Source organism: Streptomyces sp. DSM 116795 (assembly GCF_055792905.1).
The window spans coordinates 6,677,833-6,697,285 of record NZ_CM147707.1 but is presented as its reverse complement, the minus strand read 5'-3'; the positions used below and the strand labels follow the sequence as shown (position 1 = coordinate 6,697,285).

General features: G+C 73.2%; 14 protein-coding genes and 4 tRNA genes. 7 read left to right on the top strand and 11 right to left on the bottom strand.

Features of this window, described 5'->3' with window-relative positions:
* Positions 1-127 precede the first annotated feature (127 nt).
* Positions 128-637, bottom strand: coding sequence for a hypothetical protein (locus tag ACSMXX_RS29015; protein WP_473181620.1), 510 nt, complete (start codon positions 635-637; stop codon positions 128-130).
* A gap of 103 nt (positions 638-740) precedes the next feature.
* Between ACSMXX_RS29015 and ACSMXX_RS29010 the strand changes: the two genes are divergently transcribed.
* Positions 741-1,253, top strand: a complete 513-nt coding sequence (locus tag ACSMXX_RS29010) for a DsbA family protein (protein ID WP_473181619.1) — start codon at positions 741-743, stop codon at positions 1,251-1,253.
* Here ACSMXX_RS29010 and ACSMXX_RS29005 read toward each other — a convergent pair.
* From ACSMXX_RS29005 to ACSMXX_RS28995, 3 genes are all read right to left on the bottom strand, one after another.
* Positions 1,238-2,071, bottom strand: a complete 834-nt coding sequence (locus ACSMXX_RS29005; RefSeq protein ID WP_473181618.1) for a GNAT family N-acetyltransferase — start codon at positions 2,069-2,071, stop codon at positions 1,238-1,240. The genes ACSMXX_RS29010 and ACSMXX_RS29005 overlap by 16 nt on opposite strands.
* Before the next feature lie 73 nt (positions 2,072-2,144).
* A complete protein-coding gene (locus ACSMXX_RS29000; protein WP_473181617.1) occupies positions 2,145-2,966 on the bottom strand; it encodes an aminotransferase class IV in 822 nt (273 codons plus the stop codon).
* The gene (locus tag ACSMXX_RS28995) at positions 2,963-4,150 is read right to left on the bottom strand and encodes a chorismate-binding protein (protein ID WP_473181616.1); all 1,188 of its coding nucleotides are present in this window, start codon (positions 4,148-4,150) and stop codon (positions 2,963-2,965) included. Before ACSMXX_RS28995 ends, ACSMXX_RS29000 begins: the two co-directional genes overlap by 4 nt.
* Positions 4,151-4,353: 203 nt before the next feature.
* Between ACSMXX_RS28995 and ACSMXX_RS28990 the strand changes: the two genes are divergently transcribed.
* The 5 genes from ACSMXX_RS28990 (at position 4,354) to ACSMXX_RS28970 (ending at position 6,956) form a co-directional block, all read left to right on the top strand.
* A tRNA-Gly gene (locus ACSMXX_RS28990) sits at positions 4,354-4,426 on the top strand.
* A 30-nt stretch (positions 4,427-4,456) separates the two neighbouring features.
* Positions 4,457-4,530, top strand: a tRNA-Cys gene (locus ACSMXX_RS28985).
* A gap of 1 nt (position 4,531) precedes the next feature.
* Positions 4,532-4,603, top strand: a tRNA-Val gene (locus ACSMXX_RS28980).
* 354 nt (positions 4,604-4,957) lie between these two features.
* A complete protein-coding gene (locus ACSMXX_RS28975; RefSeq protein WP_473181615.1) occupies positions 4,958-6,799 on the top strand; it encodes a sugar-binding protein in 1,842 nt (613 codons plus the stop codon).
* 85 nt (positions 6,800-6,884) lie between these two features.
* A tRNA-Val gene (locus tag ACSMXX_RS28970) sits at positions 6,885-6,956 on the top strand.
* 77 nt (positions 6,957-7,033) lie between these two features.
* Here ACSMXX_RS28970 and ACSMXX_RS28965 read toward each other — a convergent pair.
* From ACSMXX_RS28965 to ACSMXX_RS28955, 3 genes are all read right to left on the bottom strand, one after another.
* Complete coding sequence (locus tag ACSMXX_RS28965; RefSeq protein WP_473181614.1) at positions 7,034-7,345, bottom strand: TFIIB-type zinc ribbon-containing protein; 312 nt, start codon at positions 7,343-7,345, stop codon at positions 7,034-7,036.
* Positions 7,346-7,384: 39 nt separating this feature from the next.
* Positions 7,385-8,404: a phosphotransferase family protein gene (locus tag ACSMXX_RS28960; protein ID WP_473185023.1), complete on the bottom strand. Its 1,020-nt coding sequence runs from the start codon at positions 8,402-8,404 to the stop codon at positions 7,385-7,387.
* Positions 8,405-8,700: 296 nt separating this feature from the next.
* A complete protein-coding gene (locus ACSMXX_RS28955) occupies positions 8,701-8,910 on the bottom strand; it encodes a hypothetical protein (RefSeq protein WP_473181613.1) in 210 nt (69 codons plus the stop codon).
* Between the two features lie 751 nt (positions 8,911-9,661).
* Here ACSMXX_RS28955 and ACSMXX_RS28950 point away from each other — a divergent pair.
* On the top strand, positions 9,662-11,311 hold the full coding sequence (locus ACSMXX_RS28950) for a serine/threonine-protein kinase (protein WP_473181612.1): 1,650 nt from the start codon (positions 9,662-9,664) through the stop codon (positions 11,309-11,311).
* Positions 11,312-11,372: 61 nt separating this feature from the next.
* On the opposite strand, the gene ACSMXX_RS28945 is transcribed toward ACSMXX_RS28950, so the two are convergent.
* The 4 genes from ACSMXX_RS28945 to cbiE all read right to left on the bottom strand — a co-directional run bounded on the left by ACSMXX_RS28945 (position 11,373) and on the right by cbiE (position 19,451).
* A complete protein-coding gene (locus tag ACSMXX_RS28945; RefSeq protein ID WP_473181611.1) occupies positions 11,373-12,179 on the bottom strand; it encodes a TrmH family RNA methyltransferase in 807 nt (268 codons plus the stop codon).
* 12 nt (positions 12,180-12,191) lie between these two features.
* Positions 12,192-13,535, bottom strand: a complete 1,344-nt coding sequence (gene cobA, locus ACSMXX_RS28940) for a uroporphyrinogen-III C-methyltransferase (protein ID WP_473181610.1) — start codon at positions 13,533-13,535, stop codon at positions 12,192-12,194.
* Positions 13,536-13,917: 382 nt separating this feature from the next.
* Positions 13,918-17,862, bottom strand: a complete 3,945-nt coding sequence (gene cobT / locus ACSMXX_RS28935; protein ID WP_473181609.1) for a nicotinate-nucleotide--dimethylbenzimidazole phosphoribosyltransferase — start codon at positions 17,860-17,862, stop codon at positions 13,918-13,920.
* Positions 17,863-18,116: 254 nt separating this feature from the next.
* Positions 18,117-19,451, bottom strand: a complete 1,335-nt coding sequence (gene cbiE / locus ACSMXX_RS28930; protein WP_473181608.1) for a precorrin-6y C5,15-methyltransferase (decarboxylating) subunit CbiE — start codon at positions 19,449-19,451, stop codon at positions 18,117-18,119.
* Positions 19,452-19,453 lie beyond the last annotated feature (2 nt).

Genomic DNA, 19,453 nt, shown 5'->3' with positions numbered 1-19,453 from the left:
GCACCCCGGCGAAGGTCAACACGCCCACAGCACGGTGGAGTTCATGGGTACTTCCGGTGCTGTGGTGATGAACGTGGTAGACGGGCCGGATGTGAACGGCTGCGGCTGCTGTGCGCTGGCAGGTGCGTCAGATGCCGTGCTTCTTGAGGATGGCCTCGATGTCGGAGTAGTCCTCGGTGTCGCCGTCGGAGGCGGACTTCGCCGGCTTGCCGGACGCCTGTTTTCGCGCCTGCCCCGTGGACGATGCCGACCCGCCTGAGCCGAGGGCGGGAGCGCTCGCCGTACCGGAGGCGGCGACTCGGCCCGTTGCGGCCGCCGTGGCGCGGGATCCCTCGCCGCCCTTGCGACGGGACCGGTTGCCCGCGAAGCGCCCGATGACGTACAGCACGAACGCGACGGCCAGTACCGCGAAACCCGACCAGACCGAGGGCTTGAGCACGAGGTCCGCGGCCCAGGTGCCCACCGCCTTGCCGATCTTTCCGCCCAGCCCGATCAGGCCGGACATGGCCAGCCCGACCGGGACCAGCGAGAATGCCGCGATGCGGGTGGCGGCGGCGAAGCGCCGCCGGAAGGCCGTCAGGAACGCGACGGCCAGGCCGGCCGCGGAGAGCGCGGCGCACACGGTCGTGGTCAGCATGTCGTCCATTTTGCTACGTGCGCACGTGAGAGACCATGCCGGTCCCCGTATTCAGGGAGATCTCGGGGTCATGAGCAATTCGTGAGGCTGAGAGACTGTCCGTATGGACGACGCTTCCTCCAGCCCCGTGCTCGACTACTGGTGCGAGCTGCAGTGCCCCGACTGCCACCGCGCCCAGGGAGACCTCGACGCGCTGCGCGAGCGGTACGGCGAGCGGCTGGAGATCCGGCTGCGGCACTTCCCGCTCGAGAAACACAAGCACGCGTATGCCGCGGCGCAGGCCGCGGAGGAGGCGTTCGCGCAGGGCAAGGGGGACGCCTACACGGCGGCCGTGCTGGAGCGCCACGCCGAACTCGCCGACCGCGGTGAGGAGTTGCTGCTGGAGGTGGCGCGCGAACTGGGCCTGGACGCCGGGGAGTTCGAGAGCGCGCTGATCGACGGACGGCATCTGCTGATCGTCGACGCCGACCAGGCGGAGGGCCGGGCGATCGGAGTGAAGGGCACACCGACGTACGTCATCGGCGGGCAGCGGCTGGACGGCGGGAAGAGCCAGGAAGGGCTCAGGGGCCGGATCGAGGAGATCGCGGACGGGCTGACGCGTCAGAGCGGCTTGTAGAAGTGCTGTTCCACGGCGCGGTAGCCCAGTGACGAATACAGGCGCAGGGCCGGTGTGTTGGCGCAGTAGACGTGCAGACCGAGCACCCGCGCTCCGGCCGCGAGGGACTCGCGTTCGGCGACGAGCATCAGCGAGCGGCCGTGGCCCCGGCCCCGCTGCTGCTCGGTGACCTCGACCTCGTAGACGTAGCTGTCGGCGTCCTTGCGCGGGCTGCGTGCGGTCTCGATCCACACGGTGCCGACGTCAGCGCCTTCGTGGACGAGTACGCGCAGCACCGCGCCACGTGTGGCGACGCCTGCGGGCAGCAGCGCACGGTTCGACTCGTCGGCCCTGGCTTCCAGTTCGCCGTCCGGCACGCCGCGGTCCGAGAGCATCCGCAGCAGCTTCGGCCGTCCCCCGGCCACCCAGGCGGGGAACTCCGCCGCTGTCATGGGGCGGACGGTGCTGCCGGACGGGAGCTGCGGCTCCTCGTCGAGGTGCTTGATCATACTGCGGCTGCGCTCGCGGTAGCCGAGACCCGCCACCAGCCCCAGGGCCGCCTCCGCCCTGGCCGGGACGGTGATCTCCACGCGCCGGCAGCCCCAGTCGCGCAGCACCTCCTCCGCCGCGAGGGCGGCGACGGCTCCGCGTCCGCGCCGCCGCTCGCGTTCGTCGACGACGAGTTGCGTCACGCGGGCCGTGACGGGGCCGTACTGCGGATCGACGGTCAGGCGGAGAAGGCCGACGGGGCGGCTGTTGACGCAGATGTCGTACGAGCGGGAGCGCACACCGTCCGCGTCGTACTGGTCGGGGCCGGTGGGGCGCAGCGTCGTGGTCACGCCCGAGTTCTACCCGGCTGAACTGCCCGGCGTCACGCGGTTTCACCGCCCGTGCGCGGCAGGAGCGGGCCGTTCACGGGTCGATGTCGGCCGCTGAGCGCTCGGCGAACAGGCGCATGGCCTTGACGGTGACCGGGCCGGGCGCGCCAGGCAGTTCGCGGCTGTCGAGGCGGTGCACGGCCTGTACGTCGCGCAGCGAGGAGGTCAGGAAGATCTCCTCGGCGCGCTCCAGGACGTCGAACGGAAGGTCCGTCTCCCGCGCGCCGGACCACTCCGCGACCAGGGCGCGGGTGATGCCGGCGAGGCAGCCCGACTCCACCGGCGGCGTGTGCAGTTCACCGTCGAGGACGACGAAGACGTTGGTGCCGGTGCCCTCGCAGAGGCGGCCCCGGGTGTTGGCGAACAGGGCCTCGCCCGCGCCCTGTTCGTGTGCCCGGGAGAGCGCGAGGACGTTCTCTCCGTACGAGGTCGTCTTCAGGCCCGTGAGGGCACCCCGCTCGTTGCGGGTCCAGGGGACGGTGATCACAGCTGTGGTTTCGGGGCGCCGCGGCGACTCGGTGAGGACGACGACCAGGGTCGGCCGGACGTCACCGCGGTCGGAGCCCAGCGGCGACGGCCCTCCGGTATAGGTGATGCGGAGCCTGCCGAGCGGCACCGGCTCGGCCGCGGTGACAGCCGCACACGCACGCCGCACCTCGTCCGGGTCGGGCTCGGGCAGGCCCAGTCCGCGGGCCGACCGCGCGAGCCGCTCGATGTGCCGTGTGAGGGCGAAGGGTGTGCCGTCCGTGGTCTTGACCGTCTCGAAGACTCCGTCGCCGACGGTCAGTCCATGGTCCAGGACGGAGACGTGTGCGTCGCCGACGTCCCGCAGTCCGCCGTCGAGCCAGATCCTCACGGGGCTCTCCTTCCGCTCGTCGCCGTGGAACGCGGCACCTCGGGCACCCGGGGCACTTCGCGGACCCGGGGCGCCTGGGGAGGCCGCAGGTCCGACGCTACCTTGAGCAGCCCGGACGCCTTGAGTTCAGTCTCCTCCCACTCCGCCTCCGGGTCGGATCCCCAGGTGATTCCGGCGCCGGTTCCGAAGCGCAGCACGGCGGCGCCGGGGGTTGCCCCGCCTGCGGCCGGGGTGCGGCGTTCGATCCAGAAGGTGCGTATGCCCACCGCCAGCTCGCCCGTGCCCCGGTCGGCGTCGGCCCAGCCGATGCCACCGCAGTACGGGCCGCGTGGTGCGCGCTCCAGCTCGCCGATGATCCGCAGGGCGCTCAGCTTGGGGGCGCCCGTGATCGAGCCCGCAGGGAAGGTGTGCCGGAAGAGGTCCGGCCATCCGGCGCCGGCCGGGAGTTCGCCGCGCACGGTGGAGACGAGGTGGACGAGGCCAGGGTGCTGCTCTATCTCGCAGAGCCCGGGAACGGTGACCGAGCCGGGTTCACATACGCGGCCCAGGTCGTTGCGCACCAGGTCGACGATCATCACGTTCTCGGCGTGGTCCTTCTCCAGAAACGCGTCGGCCGTACGGGCCGTGCCCTTGATCGGTCCCGAGGTGACGGTGCTGCCCGAGCGGCGCAGATACAGCTCCGGGGACGCCGTGGCCACCTCCACGCCGTGCGCGGGCAGCCGCACGGCGCCCGCGTACGGGGCGGGGTTGCCGCGTGCCAGCAGGGCCGAGAGGCCGGCGATGTCGGAGGCGTCGGGGCCGGGGTCGGGCAGCGGCGCGCTCAGGACCCGGCAGAGATTCGCCTGGTAGACGTCGCCCGCGGCGATGTGCTCGCGGATGCGCCGTACCCCTGCGGTGTAGGCGGCGCGGTCCATGGAGCTGGTCCATGCGCCGGGTGCCGGGCCGCGCCACCGCGAGGCCGCCGGGACGATCGCCCTCGGGCGCGCTGCCCAGCCAGGAAGCGCGGCCCGGGGCTCCGCAGTCTCGCGTACGTCGCCGAAGCGCGCGCAGAGCATCCGGCCCTCGAAGTCAGCGACGACCGCCCACCAGCCCGCGGACTCCAGGGCGGCGGGGTCGCTGGTGACGTCACGCAGGTCGGTGGCGAGAAGGGAGCCGAATCGGGCGAAGGGCGAGGGGGCGTACACATGACCGAGTCTATGGTGCAGCGGCGGAGTCCTTCGGGGGGTGCCGCGAGGGGGCTCACACAGACCGTGCGCGGAGCCCGCGCCCCAGCTCGGCGGGCCGCACGGGCGGTCACGCAGAGCAAACAGAATTTGAGCTGGCAGCGATATCCGCTAGAGTTCAACCCGTCGCCGGGACGCGCAAGCTGACCGCGACGGAAGCACATGCGGACGTGGCTCAGTTGGTAGAGCATCACCTTGCCAAGGTGAGGGTCGCGAGTTCGAATCTCGTCGTCCGCTCTGTGTGGGGGTCCGCTCGACTCCCGCCTCGGTGGAGTGGCCGAGAGGCGAGGCAACGGCCTGCAAAGCCGTCTACACGGGTTCAAATCCCGTCTCCACCTCCAAGGACGATTAGCTCAGCGGGAGAGCGCTTCCCTGACACGGAAGAGGTCACTGGTTCAATCCCAGTATCGTCCACGCAGGCCAGGGGCCGTCTCCCGGTGAGGGAGACGGCCCCTGTGCGTGTGACCAACTGCGCGGCTGTGCCGACCCGTTCCGCGGCTGTCGATGCGGAGGCTTCCCCGGGTCAGCCGGGGCGCACCGCACCGGATCGCCGGACCGCCTGGAGTCCGTGTGACTCCTCGGGGTCGAAGGGCAGTTCAGCGACCGGCTCCCGGATGACCCCAACTCACCCGCCCGCACCGGCCGTTGCTGCGAGGGAGCCCCGCGGATTCCTCCATCGGCACGGCGCCGGGTCTTGCCTTGAAGCACGGAGTTGCCGAAGAGTTACGGCCGGTATGGTCCGCAGGCTGAAGAAGAGGCGGTTGCATCGTGGTCGACGCGAGCGAGCAAGCCGGCGCGACGGGGCCCTCCCGGCGGCGCGTGACCGCCGTCATGGCTTCCGGCCTGATGGGCGCGGTGTACGCGGCGGGCACGCCCACGGCGAGTGCCGCCGAGCGACGTCCGGTCTCCGACGGCCGCGGTGACCCCGCCCGCCACGACGTGCTGTTCGTGAGCGCGCACCCGGACGACGAGGCGGGAAACCTGTCCACCTTCGGCCTGTGGCGCGAGCGCCGGGGACTGCGCACAGGTGTCGTCACCATCACCCGGGGCGAGGGCGGCGGAAACGCGGTCGGCCCGGAGGAGGGCGCACCGCTCGGCATGCTGCGGGAGGGCGAGGAGCGCTCCGCAACCGCGCTCGCGGGCATCGAGAACATCTTCTACCTCGACAAACCGGACTTCTGGTACACACTCTCCGCCCCGCTCACCGAGCGGATCTGGCACGAGCAGGACACCTTGGAACGCATGGTCCGGCTGTTCCGCATGGCAAGGCCGCACACCGTCGTGACCATGGATCCACGTCCGTTCAACCAGCACGGCGGGCACCAGATGTCGGCGCGGCTGGCGATCGAGGCGTACTTCCTCTCCGGTGACGAGCGGGCATTCCCGGGCCAGTTGACGTGCGAGGGACTGCGGCCCTGGTGCCCCCGCCGGCTGCTGTCGCAGAATCACGGCTTCTCGGAGCTCCTCGGGCCGGAAGCGGCCAAGGAGCGCCGCACCGACCCGGACACCGGTCTGCCCGTATTCGGCGTCTGGTCGGGGCACACCTCGCGCGAGCACGGGAAGTCGTGGGCGCAGGTGGAGCGGGACGCGGCCCGCATGTACCGCAGTCAGGGCTGGGCCGCGCTGCCGCCGGAGGTTCCCACGGACCCCGGGAAGCTGGGCTCGGACTGGTTCAGCGTGCTGGCGCACCGGGGCGAGGCCGTCGAGGCGCCTGTCCGCGAGCAGGGCGAACTGCGGCCCTTGTACGCCGAGTTCCGCACCTGGACGCGCCGAGTGGGGTTGCCCTGGCTGGCCAACAACGCCCAGCCCCGCTACCCGGCCCCGCCGTCCACCACTGTTCCCGAGGTCGCCGTGGCCCCCGTACTGAACGGCGTCGAAGGCGACGGCGAGTACCCAGGGCCGCGGTTGCGCCTGCGGCACTGGGAGGGTGACGAGGCGACGGACACCGACTGCTCGGCGACGGCGAAGATGTCACGGCACGGCGACGACCTCTTCGTACTGGTCACGGTCACGGACGACCGGGAGGGGACCCGCCTGGACAAGGAGGACGCCAAGAGGCACTGGCGGACCGACTCCGTCGAGATCGCGCTCGATCCGCGGGGCGACGGCGACGACACGTCGGTCACGTTCAAGACCGGCATCTTCCCCTTCACGGAGCCGGACGGCGGCCCGGCCGCGGAGCGGGACGCCGACAACCGCCAGGGGCCCGCTGAGAAGACCGCGCCCGGCATGCGCGTCGCCGCCGCGGTCGGCGAACCGTACCGGGGCTACACGGTCGAGGCGAAGATCCCTCTCGGGGAGCTGCCGGCCGCGGCGGATCCCGAGCGGTTCGCGGCGAACATCCTCGTGTACGACTCCGACACCCAGGACAAGACAGGTCAGACCCGGCTGGCGTGGTCGCCGTTCGGCAGCGCACAGGCCGACCCGTACGTGTGGGGCAGCGCCCGCCTGGAGGGTTACACGCCGCCGCCGGACCGGCCGACGGTCCCGGCCGACCCAGGGATTCCGACGGAGGCGGCGCGCAGCGAGGACTCCCCCGCTTCCGTCGCCCAGGCCCGCCGCACCGGTATCCCGGTCGCCGGGGGTCCGCGCCCCTGCAGGCCGAACTGACGCCCCGACGCCGACGGGCGGCCGTGGACGCTCGCGAATTTGTCTTGCAGGTCAGGGCGTGACAATATCTCTGTCGCAACAGCCCGCGCGGTTAGCTCAGCGGGAGAGCGCTTCCCTGACACGGAAGAGGTCACTGGTTCAATCCCAGTACCGCGCACGATGAAAGTGCCCCGGCCGTCTCGGCCGGGGCACTTCGCTGTGTCGGTCGGCGTCAACTGCGCGCAGAGGCAGGGCTCATGACGAGAAGAGCATGTGGCCGAAGCCGCGCTTGTGGCCATGCTTGTGGTGGCCGTGATGCCCGTGGTGGCCGTGGTGCTGGGCGCCCCAGGCGGGGGCGGCGGGATAGGACTGCGGCGCGTGGCCCTGCTGGGGGTACGGGGCGGCCGGCGGCGGACCCCCTGGCTGTTGCCACTGGGTCTCCAGGCGTGTGAGCGCTTCGAGTTCACCGTAGTCGAGGAAGATCCCCCGGCAGCCGCCGCACTGCTCGATCTGGACGCCGTTGCGGTTGAACGTCTGCATCGGGGCACCGCACTTGGGACACTGCATAAACAACTTCCTCTCCACACCGGTGTATTCACCGCTCGGCTAGTGCAGGTCAAGCCTAAGGGCGGTTTCGTCCCGTTGTCCGGGTGCGGCAGCAGCCGCTATCCGCTCGCAGGCCTCCACGCACGCCGTCTCGGCTTCGTCCAGGGGACGTCGGGCGTCGTGCGCCTTTGCGACGGCGAGTGCCGCCGTCTGTACGGTCAGGGCCCGCGCGGGGGCGTCCAGGCGGGGCCAGGGGTCGAGGTGGGCCGTGCCCGACCCGGCCTGGTATGCGCCCAGAAAGGTGTTCCAGGACGCGGCCGGCAGCAGCCCCGCCGCATACCAGGCCGCCGGCCGGGCGAGGTCCCACGCCGGATCGCCGAGCCCCAGGTCGTCGACATCGATGAGCTGCCAGCCGCCGCCGGCTGCCGGATGTCTGACCAGCTGGCCCAGATGGAAGTCGCCGTGGCAGAGCGTGCCGGTGCGTGACGGCTCCGGCGGCTCCTCGTTCCGGCACCAGGCGGGGAGCGTCGCCCACGCTGCCTCGGCGGACCCGGCCGCCGCTTCGAGGGCGGGAGCAGCGGTGCCGCGGCCGAGCGCGGCACGCATCCGCCCGACTGCCCTGGCGGCCTTCGCCGGACCGCGCATCGCCGGCAGCGGGCCGGGCAGTTGGGGGGCCAGCGCGTCCGGCGGCACCGAATGCAGGCAGGCGAGAAGGGCGCCCGCCTCCTGCCAGGGGGCGGAGCCGGGGGCATCCGGATCGACGGGCGCACCGCGCGGCCAGAGCGTGGCAGGCCGGCCGCCCTCCAGGGGCAACGGGCGTACGTCCCGGGCCCGTTCGGCCGGGATTCCGCCGGGCGCGAGCGGCGCCAGCATGATTCCGGCGAGGCGTGGGTGGGCGGATACGCGCAGCCGTACGGTCAGTTCGGCGGTGCCGGCATCCGAGGCGGGCGGGTGTGCCTTGGCGACGAGGCCGCCGAAGGTGACGACCGTGCCGTCGGGACGGTCGGCGAGGACGACCGGCCCCGGTGCGGGGTCCCGCCCTGCGGGCTGCGACGGCTGCGGGCCGGCCGCCTCCCGCACGAGGGCGCACAGCCGGTCGGTCAGCGTGTGTGTCGTCGGCACCGTCCCCCCCAGCGACTCGTGCAGCGGCAGCGACTTGCGGAGCGCCTGCGACTCGTGCAGCAGCCGCAGCGGCCAGCGGCCCAGCGGCCCAGCGGCCTGCAGGTGATCGTACGCACCAAGGCCGCGCAAACGTGAGGTCCGGGCAGCTCCCCAGCTGCCCGGACCTCAATGCCGTCCGTCGCACCCCCGTCCCCACGGGGCTGATGGCCGGGTCATCCCCGGCTCGGGCCGCTCTCCCGAGCCTGGAGCACCGTTCAGTGCCCCAGCATTCCGGCCACGGACGACGCCTGTGTGATCACCGCCTGCACCGCACCGAAGGCGATGGCGAGGACGATGGCCAGCGGCAGCACCATGGCGGCCGCAACCAGCGGATGACGACGGCCGCTCCCACGCGTGCCGAAGTCGGCGATCGCCACCAGCCGTCCCCGCGCTCTGCGTGCCACGCGATCTGCTGTGTGCGCCATGGTCCGCTCCCGTCGTCTCCTGGGGCGGCGGGCGACTGACCTCGGGGGACGAGTGCTTCGCCCGCCGCTTGCAAAAAGACTAGGCGGGCGGCGGCGGCCGGGCGTCATGCCCGCGTATCGACTGAAGGGCCTCCCCCAGGATGACAGCGGGACTGGCCGGATACTCCCCAGGGTGGAGGCGGACACCACCGGCACGAGGGTCTTCCCGGAAGGGTGCTCGCATACGGGATGTAACGGAGCCGCTCGGACCGCGCCGGCGAGGCCTCCCGCGCAGGTCGCGCGCCGGTGGGAGGGGGTGCGCCCGTATGTACGAGCGGAGGGCTCACCCGGTGATGTGAACAGGTGACATCGCTCACCACAGACGCGCGGGCCGGGCGGGCCGACACCTCGTCAAGTCCCGTCGCGGGCACGCGGGTACGCGGCAGGCGAGCAGCCGCCCGACGGGTCGGACACGGGTCGGCGGATGCGTTCCGTACCGTCAAGTCGCGTGCGGGGGCGGGACGTTGACCTGCGGCGAGAGGGCTACGTACGGGCGGGCCACGCCAGTTGGGACCAGCGAGGCATGGCTGACGCGCCCGCGGCAATACGTACGGCGCCGCGTGCGCGGCCTGTCGTCGCCGCGTGGCAGCAGTCCGTAAGCTGTGCCTCGTCAGACGGACGCGCTGGGAAACGAACAAGGGCTCCCCGGCCACCGGCTGGGGACTCCCCGCCGGAGGCAGGGAAGGCCCACCACCTCAGGCAGGGGAACGACATGGCGATGATGCGGCTCCGACGCGAGGATCCGCGAGTCGTCGGCTCGTTCAGGCTGCACCGGCGCCTCGGGGCCGGCGGAATGGGCGTGGTCTATCTCGGTTCCGACCGGCGGGGGCAGCGGGTCGCGCTGAAGGTCATCCGTCCGGATCTAGCCGAGGACAAGGAGTTCCGCTCGCGCTTCGCCCGCGAGGTCTCCGCCGCGCGCCGCATCCGTGGCGGCTGTACGGCCCGGCTCGTTGCGGCCGATCTGGACGCGGACCGGCCGTGGTTCGCCACGCAGTACGTGCCGGGCCCGTCTCTGCACGACAAGGTGAGCGAATCGGGGCCGCTTCCGGCGAGCCAAGTCGCTTCCATCGGGGCGGCGTTGGCCGAAGGGCTGGTCGCCGTCCACGAGGCCGGCGTCGTACACCGCGATCTGAAGCCGTCGAACATCCTGCTCTCGCCCAAGGGTCCGCGCATCATCGACTTCGGAATCGCGTGGGCCACGGGCGCGAGCACGCTGACGCATGTCGGCACGGCCGTGGGCTCACCCGGGTTCCTCGCACCCGAGCAGGTACGGGGCGCGCTGGTGACGCCCGCGACGGACGTGTTCGCCCTGGGCGCGACGCTGGCGTACGCGGCGACCGCCGACTCCCCTTTCGGGCAGGGCAGTTCAGAAGTGATGCTCTACCGCGTGGTGCACGAGGAGCCGCAGCTGGAGAGCGTGCACGCGGCACTCGCACCGCTCATCCACGCCTGCCTGGTGAAGGTGCCGGAGGAGCGTCCGAGCCCTCTCCAGCTCTCCCTCCGTCTCAAGGAGATCGCGACGCGTGAGGCGCGCGGTCTGTCGGAGCAGCCGGGCGGGACGGCGGGTACGGACGGCGGAGGCGGCGCCTCCCATGGTTCTCACGGTTCGTACGGCTCCGACGGGGCGGGAGCGCCGGGCGGCAGGGGCACCGCGGGCGGTGGTTCCGCCGGCGGCGGGCGCCCGCCGGCCGCACGGGCGACGGGCACCGGGACGAGCGCCAACAGGCCGGTCTCTTCCGGTGGTTCGGCAGGTTCGGCTGCTCGCGGCGGGGCGGGGGCGGTGCCCCGGTCGAGGCCGCCGGGCGACCGGGGCCGCGTGCGGCGCTCCGAGGAACGCGGACGGCAGCGAGGGGCCCAGGCGCCGCGTCAAGAGCGGCACCGCGAGCACCACCGCGACCACGGGACCTCGGGGGCGTCCGGCGCCTCCGGGTCCCCGGGCACCGCGGGCGGCTCCTCATCAGGGGGCGCGGACGGTCATGTGGGGTCGCCCCGCGCCTCGACACCGCGTACCGGCGACCGTGCCACCGGGGCCGGAGCCGGGAGCCGGTCCACGGCGCGGACGGCCACGCGTACCGGCGGCAGCAACGCCGCGAGTCGCGGGGGTCCGGCGCGGCGGCCGGGCGCGGGGGGACGCGATCAGGGGCCCGGCTCCGCGCGGCGCGGAGCGGACCGCCGGCTGCTGCGGCAGCGGCTGATCGTGTTCGTGACAGTCACCCTGCTCGTGGCGCTGGGGATCGCGGCGGCGCAGGGCTGTCAGGGACCTGCGCGCGGCCTGGGCAGCGGTCCGGTGCCCGCACCTCCGGCACTGACGGCACCCACGGCACCGGCCGACGCCGCTCCGGTTCACGGCACCCCGGGCTGAGCGGGCTCCGGCTCAAGCGGCCCCGGCTCCCGGGCAGAGCACGGCTTCGCCGGCGCGACGTTCACGTCCTCGTCGCCGCGTAGAAGGCGACCGCCGCGGCAGCGCCGACGTTGAGCGAGTCCACGCCGTGCGCCATCGGGATGCGGACACGATCGTCGGCGGCTCTGATCGCCCGTACGGACAGGCCGTCCCCCTCGGCGCCGAGCAGAAGCGCCACCCGCGGCAGCAGGTGTGCCCCGATGTCGTCGAGCGGTACGGCGTCCTCGTCCGGTGTGAGTGCCAGCAGCCGGAAGCCTGCCTCGCGTACGGACTCCAGGCCTTGCGGCCATGTGCCGAGCCGCGCGTACGGGACCGAGAAGACGGCGCCCATCGACACCTTGACGGAGCGCCGGTAGAGCGGGTCGGCGCAGGACGGTGAGAGCAGCACCCCGTCCATGCCGAGCGCCGCGGCGCTGCGGAACACCGCACCGATGTTGGTGTGGTCGTTGACCGCTTCCATGATCACCACCCGCCGGGCCGAGGCCAGCAGGGCCCCGGGCTCAGGCAGGGGCGTGCGTCCCATGGAGGCGAGGGCGCCGCGGTGCACGTGGTAGCCGGTGACCTGTTCGGCGGCCTCGGGGCTCATGACATAGGCGGGTGCCCGCACTTCGTCGATCACGTCCCGCATGGCGGGTAGCCACTTCTCGGAGAGCAGCATCGAGCGCATCGGGTAACCGGCTTGCGCGGCACGGCGGATGACCTTCTCGCCCTCCGCCACGAACAGGCCCTCGGCGGGCTCGCGTCTGCGGCGCAGCTCGACGTCGGTGAGGTCCGTGAAGTCGGACAGCCGGGGGTCGGCGGGATCGTCGACGGGGATGATGTCAGCCACAGTTGACCCGGCTCAGCTTCCGTTTCCGGTTCCGGTTCCGCTTCCGGCTGCCGCTTCCCGGGAGGCAGTTCTCCCGACGGACACCACGTCGCCGACGACGATGACCGCCGGCGGCCGTACCCCCTCCGCGGCCGAACGCTCAGCCACCGTCGCCAGGGTGGCGTCCACGCGGCGCTCCCCCGCCATTGTCCCCTCCTGCACGACGGCCACGGGCGTACCGGCGTCCCTGCCGTGCCGCACCAGAGTCTCCGCGATGGCGCCGATGCGTTCCACCGCCATCAGCAGTACGAGGGTGCCGCGCAGGCGTGCCAGCGCGGGCCAGTCGACGAGCGACCGCGGGTCGTCGGGTGCCACATGACCGCTGACCACCGTGAACTCGTGAGCGACACCGCGGTGGGTGACCGGGATGCCGACGGCACCCGGGACGCTCACGGCGCTGGTGATGCCGGGCACGACGGTGACCGGCACTCCCGCCGCCGCGAGCTGCTCCGCCTCCTCCATCCCACGGCCGAAGACGAACGGATCGCCGCCCTTGAGCCGTACGACGGACCTGCCGGCCTTGGCGTGCTCGACGAGGGCGTCGTTGATGGCCTCCTGCGCCATGGCGCGCCCGTAAGGGATCTTCGCAGCGTCGATCACCTCGACGTGCGGGGGCAGTTCGGCCAGCAGGTCACGCGGCCCGAGCCGGTCCGCGACGACGACGTCCGCCTCGGCGAGCAGCCTGCGGCCCCGCACCGTGATCAGGTCCGGGTCGCCCGGGCCGCCGCCGACGAGGGCCACTCCCCCTCTGCGGCCGCGGTGCCGGGGCGCGCCGAGCGTACCGTCGTGCAGTCCCTCGACGACCGCGTCGCGCACTGCCGCGGACCGGCGCGGATCGCGGCCGGTCAGGACGGCGACGGTGACGCCCTCGCTCTGTCCCGTGGCCGGGGTCCAGGCGGTGGCGGCCGAGGCGTCGTCGCTGCGTACGCACCACACGCGGCGGGCCTCGGCCTCGGCGGAGGCCGACTGGTTGGTCGCGGGATCATCGGTCGCGATCAGCGCGTACCAGGCACCGTCCAGGTCTCCGTCGGCGTACGGGCGCTGCCGCCAGGCCAGTTCGCCCGCGTCGGCCATGGCCTCGACGGACGGGGTCACGGCGGGGGCGATCAGCAGCACGTCCGCGCCCGCGGCCAGCAGTGCGGGAAGCCGCCGCTGGGCGACGCTGCCGCCGCCGACGACCACGACCCGGCGCCCGGCGAGGCGGAGGCCGACGGGGTAGGCGGGATGGTCTCTCCCGGCACCGGACCGGGGACCGGCGCCGGTTCCGTTCCCGTCTCCGTTTCCGTTCGTCGGGGGCTCGGACTCGGACTCGGACATGCGGGTGCGGCTCCTTGCTTGCGGAACGGGCCGCTACGGCGCTGGAGCGGCGGGGGAAGTGCGTGTGCGGTGGGGACGTACTTCGCGTACAGACTATTGCGCGGGAGGTGCGGGCGCTGTTCCGCGGATCACTGCGGGCGGGCGCAGCGCCGGGGCGGCAGGACGGTACCGGACGGAGGGACGAGGCGAAGGGACGGGTCCGGGCTTGCGGCGGCCCCCGTACAACTGCGCGCGTACGGCTGTGCACGTGGGAACGGCGGACGCAGCGGAGGCACAAGGCGGGCCCGCACGCGCGCAGGCCCGGACGCGCGCAGGCCTGGACGCGGAGGCACGGCATGGCGCCATGACGCCGCGTGTACCGGCCGGGCGCCCCCGCCCCCTCTCAGCCCTTCCCCGTCACTCCAGCCGAGTCGAACGTCGCGACCTCGTGCATGGCACGCGCGGCGCTCTGCACCATGGGCAGCGACAGCAGGGCGCCGGTGCCCTCCCCCAGCCGCAGGTCCAGGTCGACCAGCGGCCGGAGCCCGAGCTTGGTGAGTGCGGCCACGTGCCCGGGCTCGGAACTGCGGTGCCCCGCGATGCACGCGGCCAGGGCCTCCGGCGCCACACAACGCGCGACCAGGGCTGCGGCGCCCGCGCTGACTCCGTCGAGGATCACCGGCGTACGAAGGGACGCACCGCCGAGGATGAGGCCGACCAGCGCCGCGTGTTCGAGCCCGCCGACGGCCGCCAGCATCCCCAGCGGGTCCTCGGGGTCGGGCTGGTGCAATTCGAGAGCGCGGCGCACGACTTCGACCTTGCGGGCGTGCGTCTCGTCGTTGATGCCCGTGCCGCGGCCGGTCACCTCGGATGGATCGGCACCCGTGCATGCGGCGACGAGCACGGCGGAGGCGGTGGTGTTGGCGATTCCCATCTCGCCTGTGAGCAGCGCCTTGTTGCCCGCGGCGACCAGGTCGCGTGCGGTCTCGATGCCCACCTCGACGGCGCGCAGCGCCTCCTCACGGGTCATGGCGGGACCCTGGGTCATGTCGGCGGTGCCCGCGCGGACCTTGCGGGGCAACAGGCCTGGTGTGGAGGGAAGTTCGCCCGCCACGCCGACGTCGACGATGCAGACCTCGGCGCCGACCTGGTTCGCGAACGCGTTGCAGACGGCGCCCCCGCCGAGGAAGTTGGCGACCATCTGGCCCGTCACCTCCTGCGGCCACGGGGTGACTCCCTGGGCGTGCACTCCGTGGTCCCCCGCGAAGATCGCGACAGCGGCGGGCTCCGGGAGCGGCGGCGGGCACTTGCGCGAAAGCCCGCACAGCTGCGCGGAGATGATCTCCAGCATGCCGAGCGCACCGGCCGGCTTGGTCATCCGCTTCTGCCGCTCCCACGCCTCACCGAGCGCCTTGGCGTCCAGCGGACGGATGGCGGCGACGGTGTCGGAGAGCAGGTCCTGCGGCTCGGCACCGGGCAGCACGCGGCGTCCGTACGACTCCTCGTGCACGACCCAGGACAGCGGACGGCGCTTGGACCAGCCCGCCTGCGCCAGTTCGGGCTCGGGCGGGAACTCGTCGACGTAACCGACGCACAGGTAGGCGACCACCTCCAGATGCTCGGGCAGCTCCAGCGCGCGGACCATCTCACGCTCGTCGAAGAAGCTGACCCAGCCGACGCCCAGCCCTTCGGCGCGGGCCGCGAGCCACAGGTTCTCCACGGCGAGCGCCGAGGAGTACGGGGCCATCTGCGGCTGTGTGTGGCGGCCGAGGGTGTGCCGGCCGCCACGGGTCGGGTCCGCGGTGACGACGATGTTGACGGGGGTGTCGAGGATCGCCTCGATCTTCAGTTCCTTGAACTGCTTCGCCCGGGCTTTCGGCAGGGACTCGGCGTACGCGTGCCGCTGACGCTCGGCCAGCTCGTGCATGGCACGCCGGGTCTCCTCGGAGCGGATGACCACGAAGTCCCAGGGCTGGGAGTGGCCGACGCTGGGCGCGGTGTGAGCCGCCTCCAGGACGCGGAGCAGCACCTCGTGCGGGATGGGGTCGGGGCGGAATCCGTTGCGGATGTCCCGGCGTTCACGCATCAGGCGGTGTACGGCCTCGCGCTCGTCGTCGGCGTAGCCGGGGGCCGGCGGGCCTGCCGGGGCCGAGGGCTGGGCGTCCTGAGCTGAAGGGTCTTCGGACATGGCCTCGCCGTCGCTGGCCGGGGCGTCGGGCCCGGTCTCCGGACCGTTCTCCGGATCGGCCTCAGGACCGCTCTCCGGACCGGTCTCCATGGCTGTCTTGGCCGCGGCCTCCGCTTCAGCCCCTGTTTCGGTCGCCGCTTCTGCTTCGGGAGCCGTCCCGGAAGCGGCGGCCGTGGCGGCGTCCTCGCCCGTGTCCGGCACGGGTGCCGGTGCGGCTGCGGGCGCGGTGCCCGCCGCGGCGTCCTCGCTTATGCGATCGGCAGGTACGGGCACGGCGGCACCCTCCGTCTGCTGTGTCTCTCCGGCAGCCGGCTCGGACTCGGGCGCGGGAGCCGGTACGACGGGGTCGGGGGCGGGCGCGGCTTCCGCCCCTGGCGCAGGCGCGGGCGCGGCCGCGGTCGCCGCGACGTCCTGCCCGGCGGCGTGCTCCGGCTGGGGCCCGGCTTGCGTGGCCGCGGGCTGCCCCTGTCTCGGCACCGTGGCTCCGGATCCGGGCTGCACTGATGCCACTGATGCCTCCGGGAGGGCTTCCGCACGGTCCTGGACGGCACCCTGGACGCCGTCCACCTGGACCTGAGCGCCCTGCACGACCGCCGCCTCGACGTGCCGGGTCTGCTGGGCGGGGATTCCGGCGACGCTCTCGGGCGCCGGAGCGGCACCCGAACCGGCCTGTGCGGCTTCCTGCGTGGCTGCGGCGTCGTCCGCCGCCTCCCCCGCGGGCTGCTGGGCGGGGATCTTCGCTCCGTCCGCCGCCGGTACGGCGCTCTCCGCGTCCGGCATCTCCCCCGGCGGGGGCGTTGCCGCACCGTCAGCGTCAACCGGTGTGGCGGCGCCGGGCTGTTGGGGTTCGATCGCCTCCACGGCCGTCGAACCCGGAGAAGAGACCCATGTGTTGCCGGTGCCGGTGCTCTCGTTGCTGCTCTCGTCCTTCGCACGGCGGTGCTTGCGCTTACGCCCGCCGCCGGACCGGGGCGCCACAGCCTGACCGTCCTGCGTTCCGCCCGACGGCGCAGGTGCCGGAGCCGCGGAATCGGGCTGCTGCGCCGCGCCGTCGGGTCCGGGGGGCGCGGGCTGCTCCGGAGCCGGGCCGGGCTGAGCAGCGTCCCCCGGGGCGGCCGCGGCCAGTTGGGGACCGGCGAGCGCCATGGCCTCCTGAGTCTGGACGGGTGTTTCCGCGTCACCGGACGGCCCGCTGTCCGCCGCCCACATCTCGTTCTGCGGCGGCAGCGCACCGAGTTGAGGCCCGGGCAACGACTCAGGGTTCTCCTGTGCGAGGTCCAGGTACTCGGGACCGCCCGAAGTGGCGCCGTCCCGCTGCGCGGTGCTGTCGTACTGCGGAGCGAACTCGCCCTGCTGCGCCGTGACTTCAGGCTGATGCGGCTGAGCGTGCGGCTGGGGCTGGGGCTGGGGCTGTGAGGGCGGCTGCGGTTCCGGCTGCGGCACTGACTGCTGCTGTTGCGCCGAAGGTCCCGGCACAGGCCCCGGAGCGGGGACGGCATTCTGCGCGGCACCGCCCGAACGGCCGCCGAGCCCACGGTCGGAGAGCGGACGTACCGCCCCCGACTGCTCCGGCTCGGGCGGCCCCAGGTGGAGCGGCCGGCGGGGAGGCGTCCGGTCGCGCGGCGTGCCCTTGGCCGGAGTGGAGGTCTCCTGACCCTCTGTGTAGGCCGCTCGGACCGAACTGGTGTCGATCGCGCCGGAGTCACGTCCGTCCGTCTCGTGCGGGCCGGGTACGTGGGCGGCGCCGGGGGCGGGTTCGTACTGCTGCGTGCCCCTGTCCGGCTGCGGCTGGGGCTGCTGCTGCGGCTCGTATGCGTCCACATGCCCGTAGAACTCCTGCGCGTACGGGCCCTGATGGGCGTACGGGCCCTGCTGCGCGTACGGGTCCTGCTGCGCGTACGGGTCCTGCCCGCCCGGGACCTGCGGCTGCGGCTGAGCGCCCGCGGAGGCCTGCGGGTCGTTCCACGCACCGTGCGAGCCCGGCAGCAGCAAGTCCGGGGCGGCGGGCGCGACTCCGGGAGCCGCTGCATCGCCGAAGCCGGCGTCCGGTCCCGCGTAGGAGTAGCTGCCGTCCACCGGAAAACCCGGCTGCCGGCCGTCCGGCTGCCCGCCTGCATTCTCCGGCTGCCCCTCACCGGGGATCTGGCCGGTGTCAGTCATGCGTACCCCTCGCGCATCGGTAGTGCTTCTTCCAGCCCCGCGGACAGCCGCCGGGCTTCGTAGATGAAGAACGAGCGCGCAACAGGTGCGGCACGTTCTCCCCCACGCGCCATCCGGACATTGACGGACGAACCCTCAACACCGCATGGCGGCACAACGATCCGTCAGCCTACCCGGGGCTGAGCGGACCGCCGTCCACGGAAGGGTGAGAAACAGCACTTCGTCGTGGTTCGTCACGAACCGGCCACAGAGGTTCAGGTCCGGACACCGGAAAGCAGAAAAACGACAGCTCGTTCACTTTCCACCCACTCCGTGGTGTCCAGCTCCACGGACTGAAGCAGGGCGCACTCCACGGCGTAACCGCCCTCCGCGAGCGCCCTCCCGATGGCCTCCGCCTCGTCCCGCGTCGCAGCGTGGGTGACGATGCGGCCCGGGCGTCGGTCGGCGACGGCCGCGACCGTGGCGACGCCACCGCCGCCCACGCGCACCACGTCCGGCTCCGGCAGATCCTCCAGGACCTGCGGTGCCGTGCCGTGCACGGTGTCCAGCTGTACGCCGAACCGGCGCGCCACGGCGGCCGTACGGGCGCATGCGTCCAGGTCGCGGTCGACCGCGATGACGGCGGCGCCGAAGCGGGCGGCCTCGACGGCCAGCGCGCCGCTGCCCGCGCCGATGTCCCACACGAGGTCCCCGATGCGCGGCCCGAGCCGGGCGAGCTGGCCGGCGCGCAGTTGCTGCGACTCGCTCGCCCGCGCCGGTGCGGCGGCATGCGCGGGACCGCCTTCACCGGCCTCGACGGGCTCACCGGCCCCGACGGGGTCACTGGTCTCCCCTTCCGCATAGCGGGACAGCGGGAGCGCCCAACCCCGCACGGCGGGCGGGTAGTCCGTGCCGTGCGCTGCGAGCCATCCACCGCCGTGCGCTCCGTGCCCGGGCGTGCCACCGCCGGCTCCCGTACCCCCGGGCTGCGGCGGGGCGGGAGCCGTCGAACCGCCCGCGACGATCACGACGTTCGGGTCGCGCCAGGTGTGGTCGGCGACCTTGTCCGAGGTGAGGACCGTGACTTCCTCCTGCGAGGTGCCCAGCGCCTCGCAGATGACGAAGGTTCGGTGCACCGGCCCGAGCAGGAGCGCGAGTTCCGCGGGGCCCGCACCCGGCGAGGTGAGCACACCGACCTTGGTGTGGGCGCGGCAGACGTTGACCGCGTGCCGCAGCGTACGGGAGTTGGCGACCACGAGCTGCGCGTCGTCCCAGGGCATCCCGGCACGGGCGAAGGCGGCGGCCATCGCCGAGACGGCCGGGACGACCTCGACCTCGAGACCGTGTTCAGGGGCGCGCAGGGTGCGTACGACGCCGAAGAAGCCCGGGTCGCCGTCGGCGAAGACGACGGCTGTGCCGCGGTGGCGTGCGATGCGGCGCGCGGCGAGCGAGACGCTGCCGAGCCTGATCTGCTCTGCGTGCGGCGGGACTTCGGGCATCCCGAGATGGTGTGCGGCGCCTGCGACGAGCGTGGCCGCGCCGAGGGCGGAGCGGGCGGCGCCTGACAGAGGCGAACCGTCCCACCCGATCACGGTGACGCGGTCGGCCATCG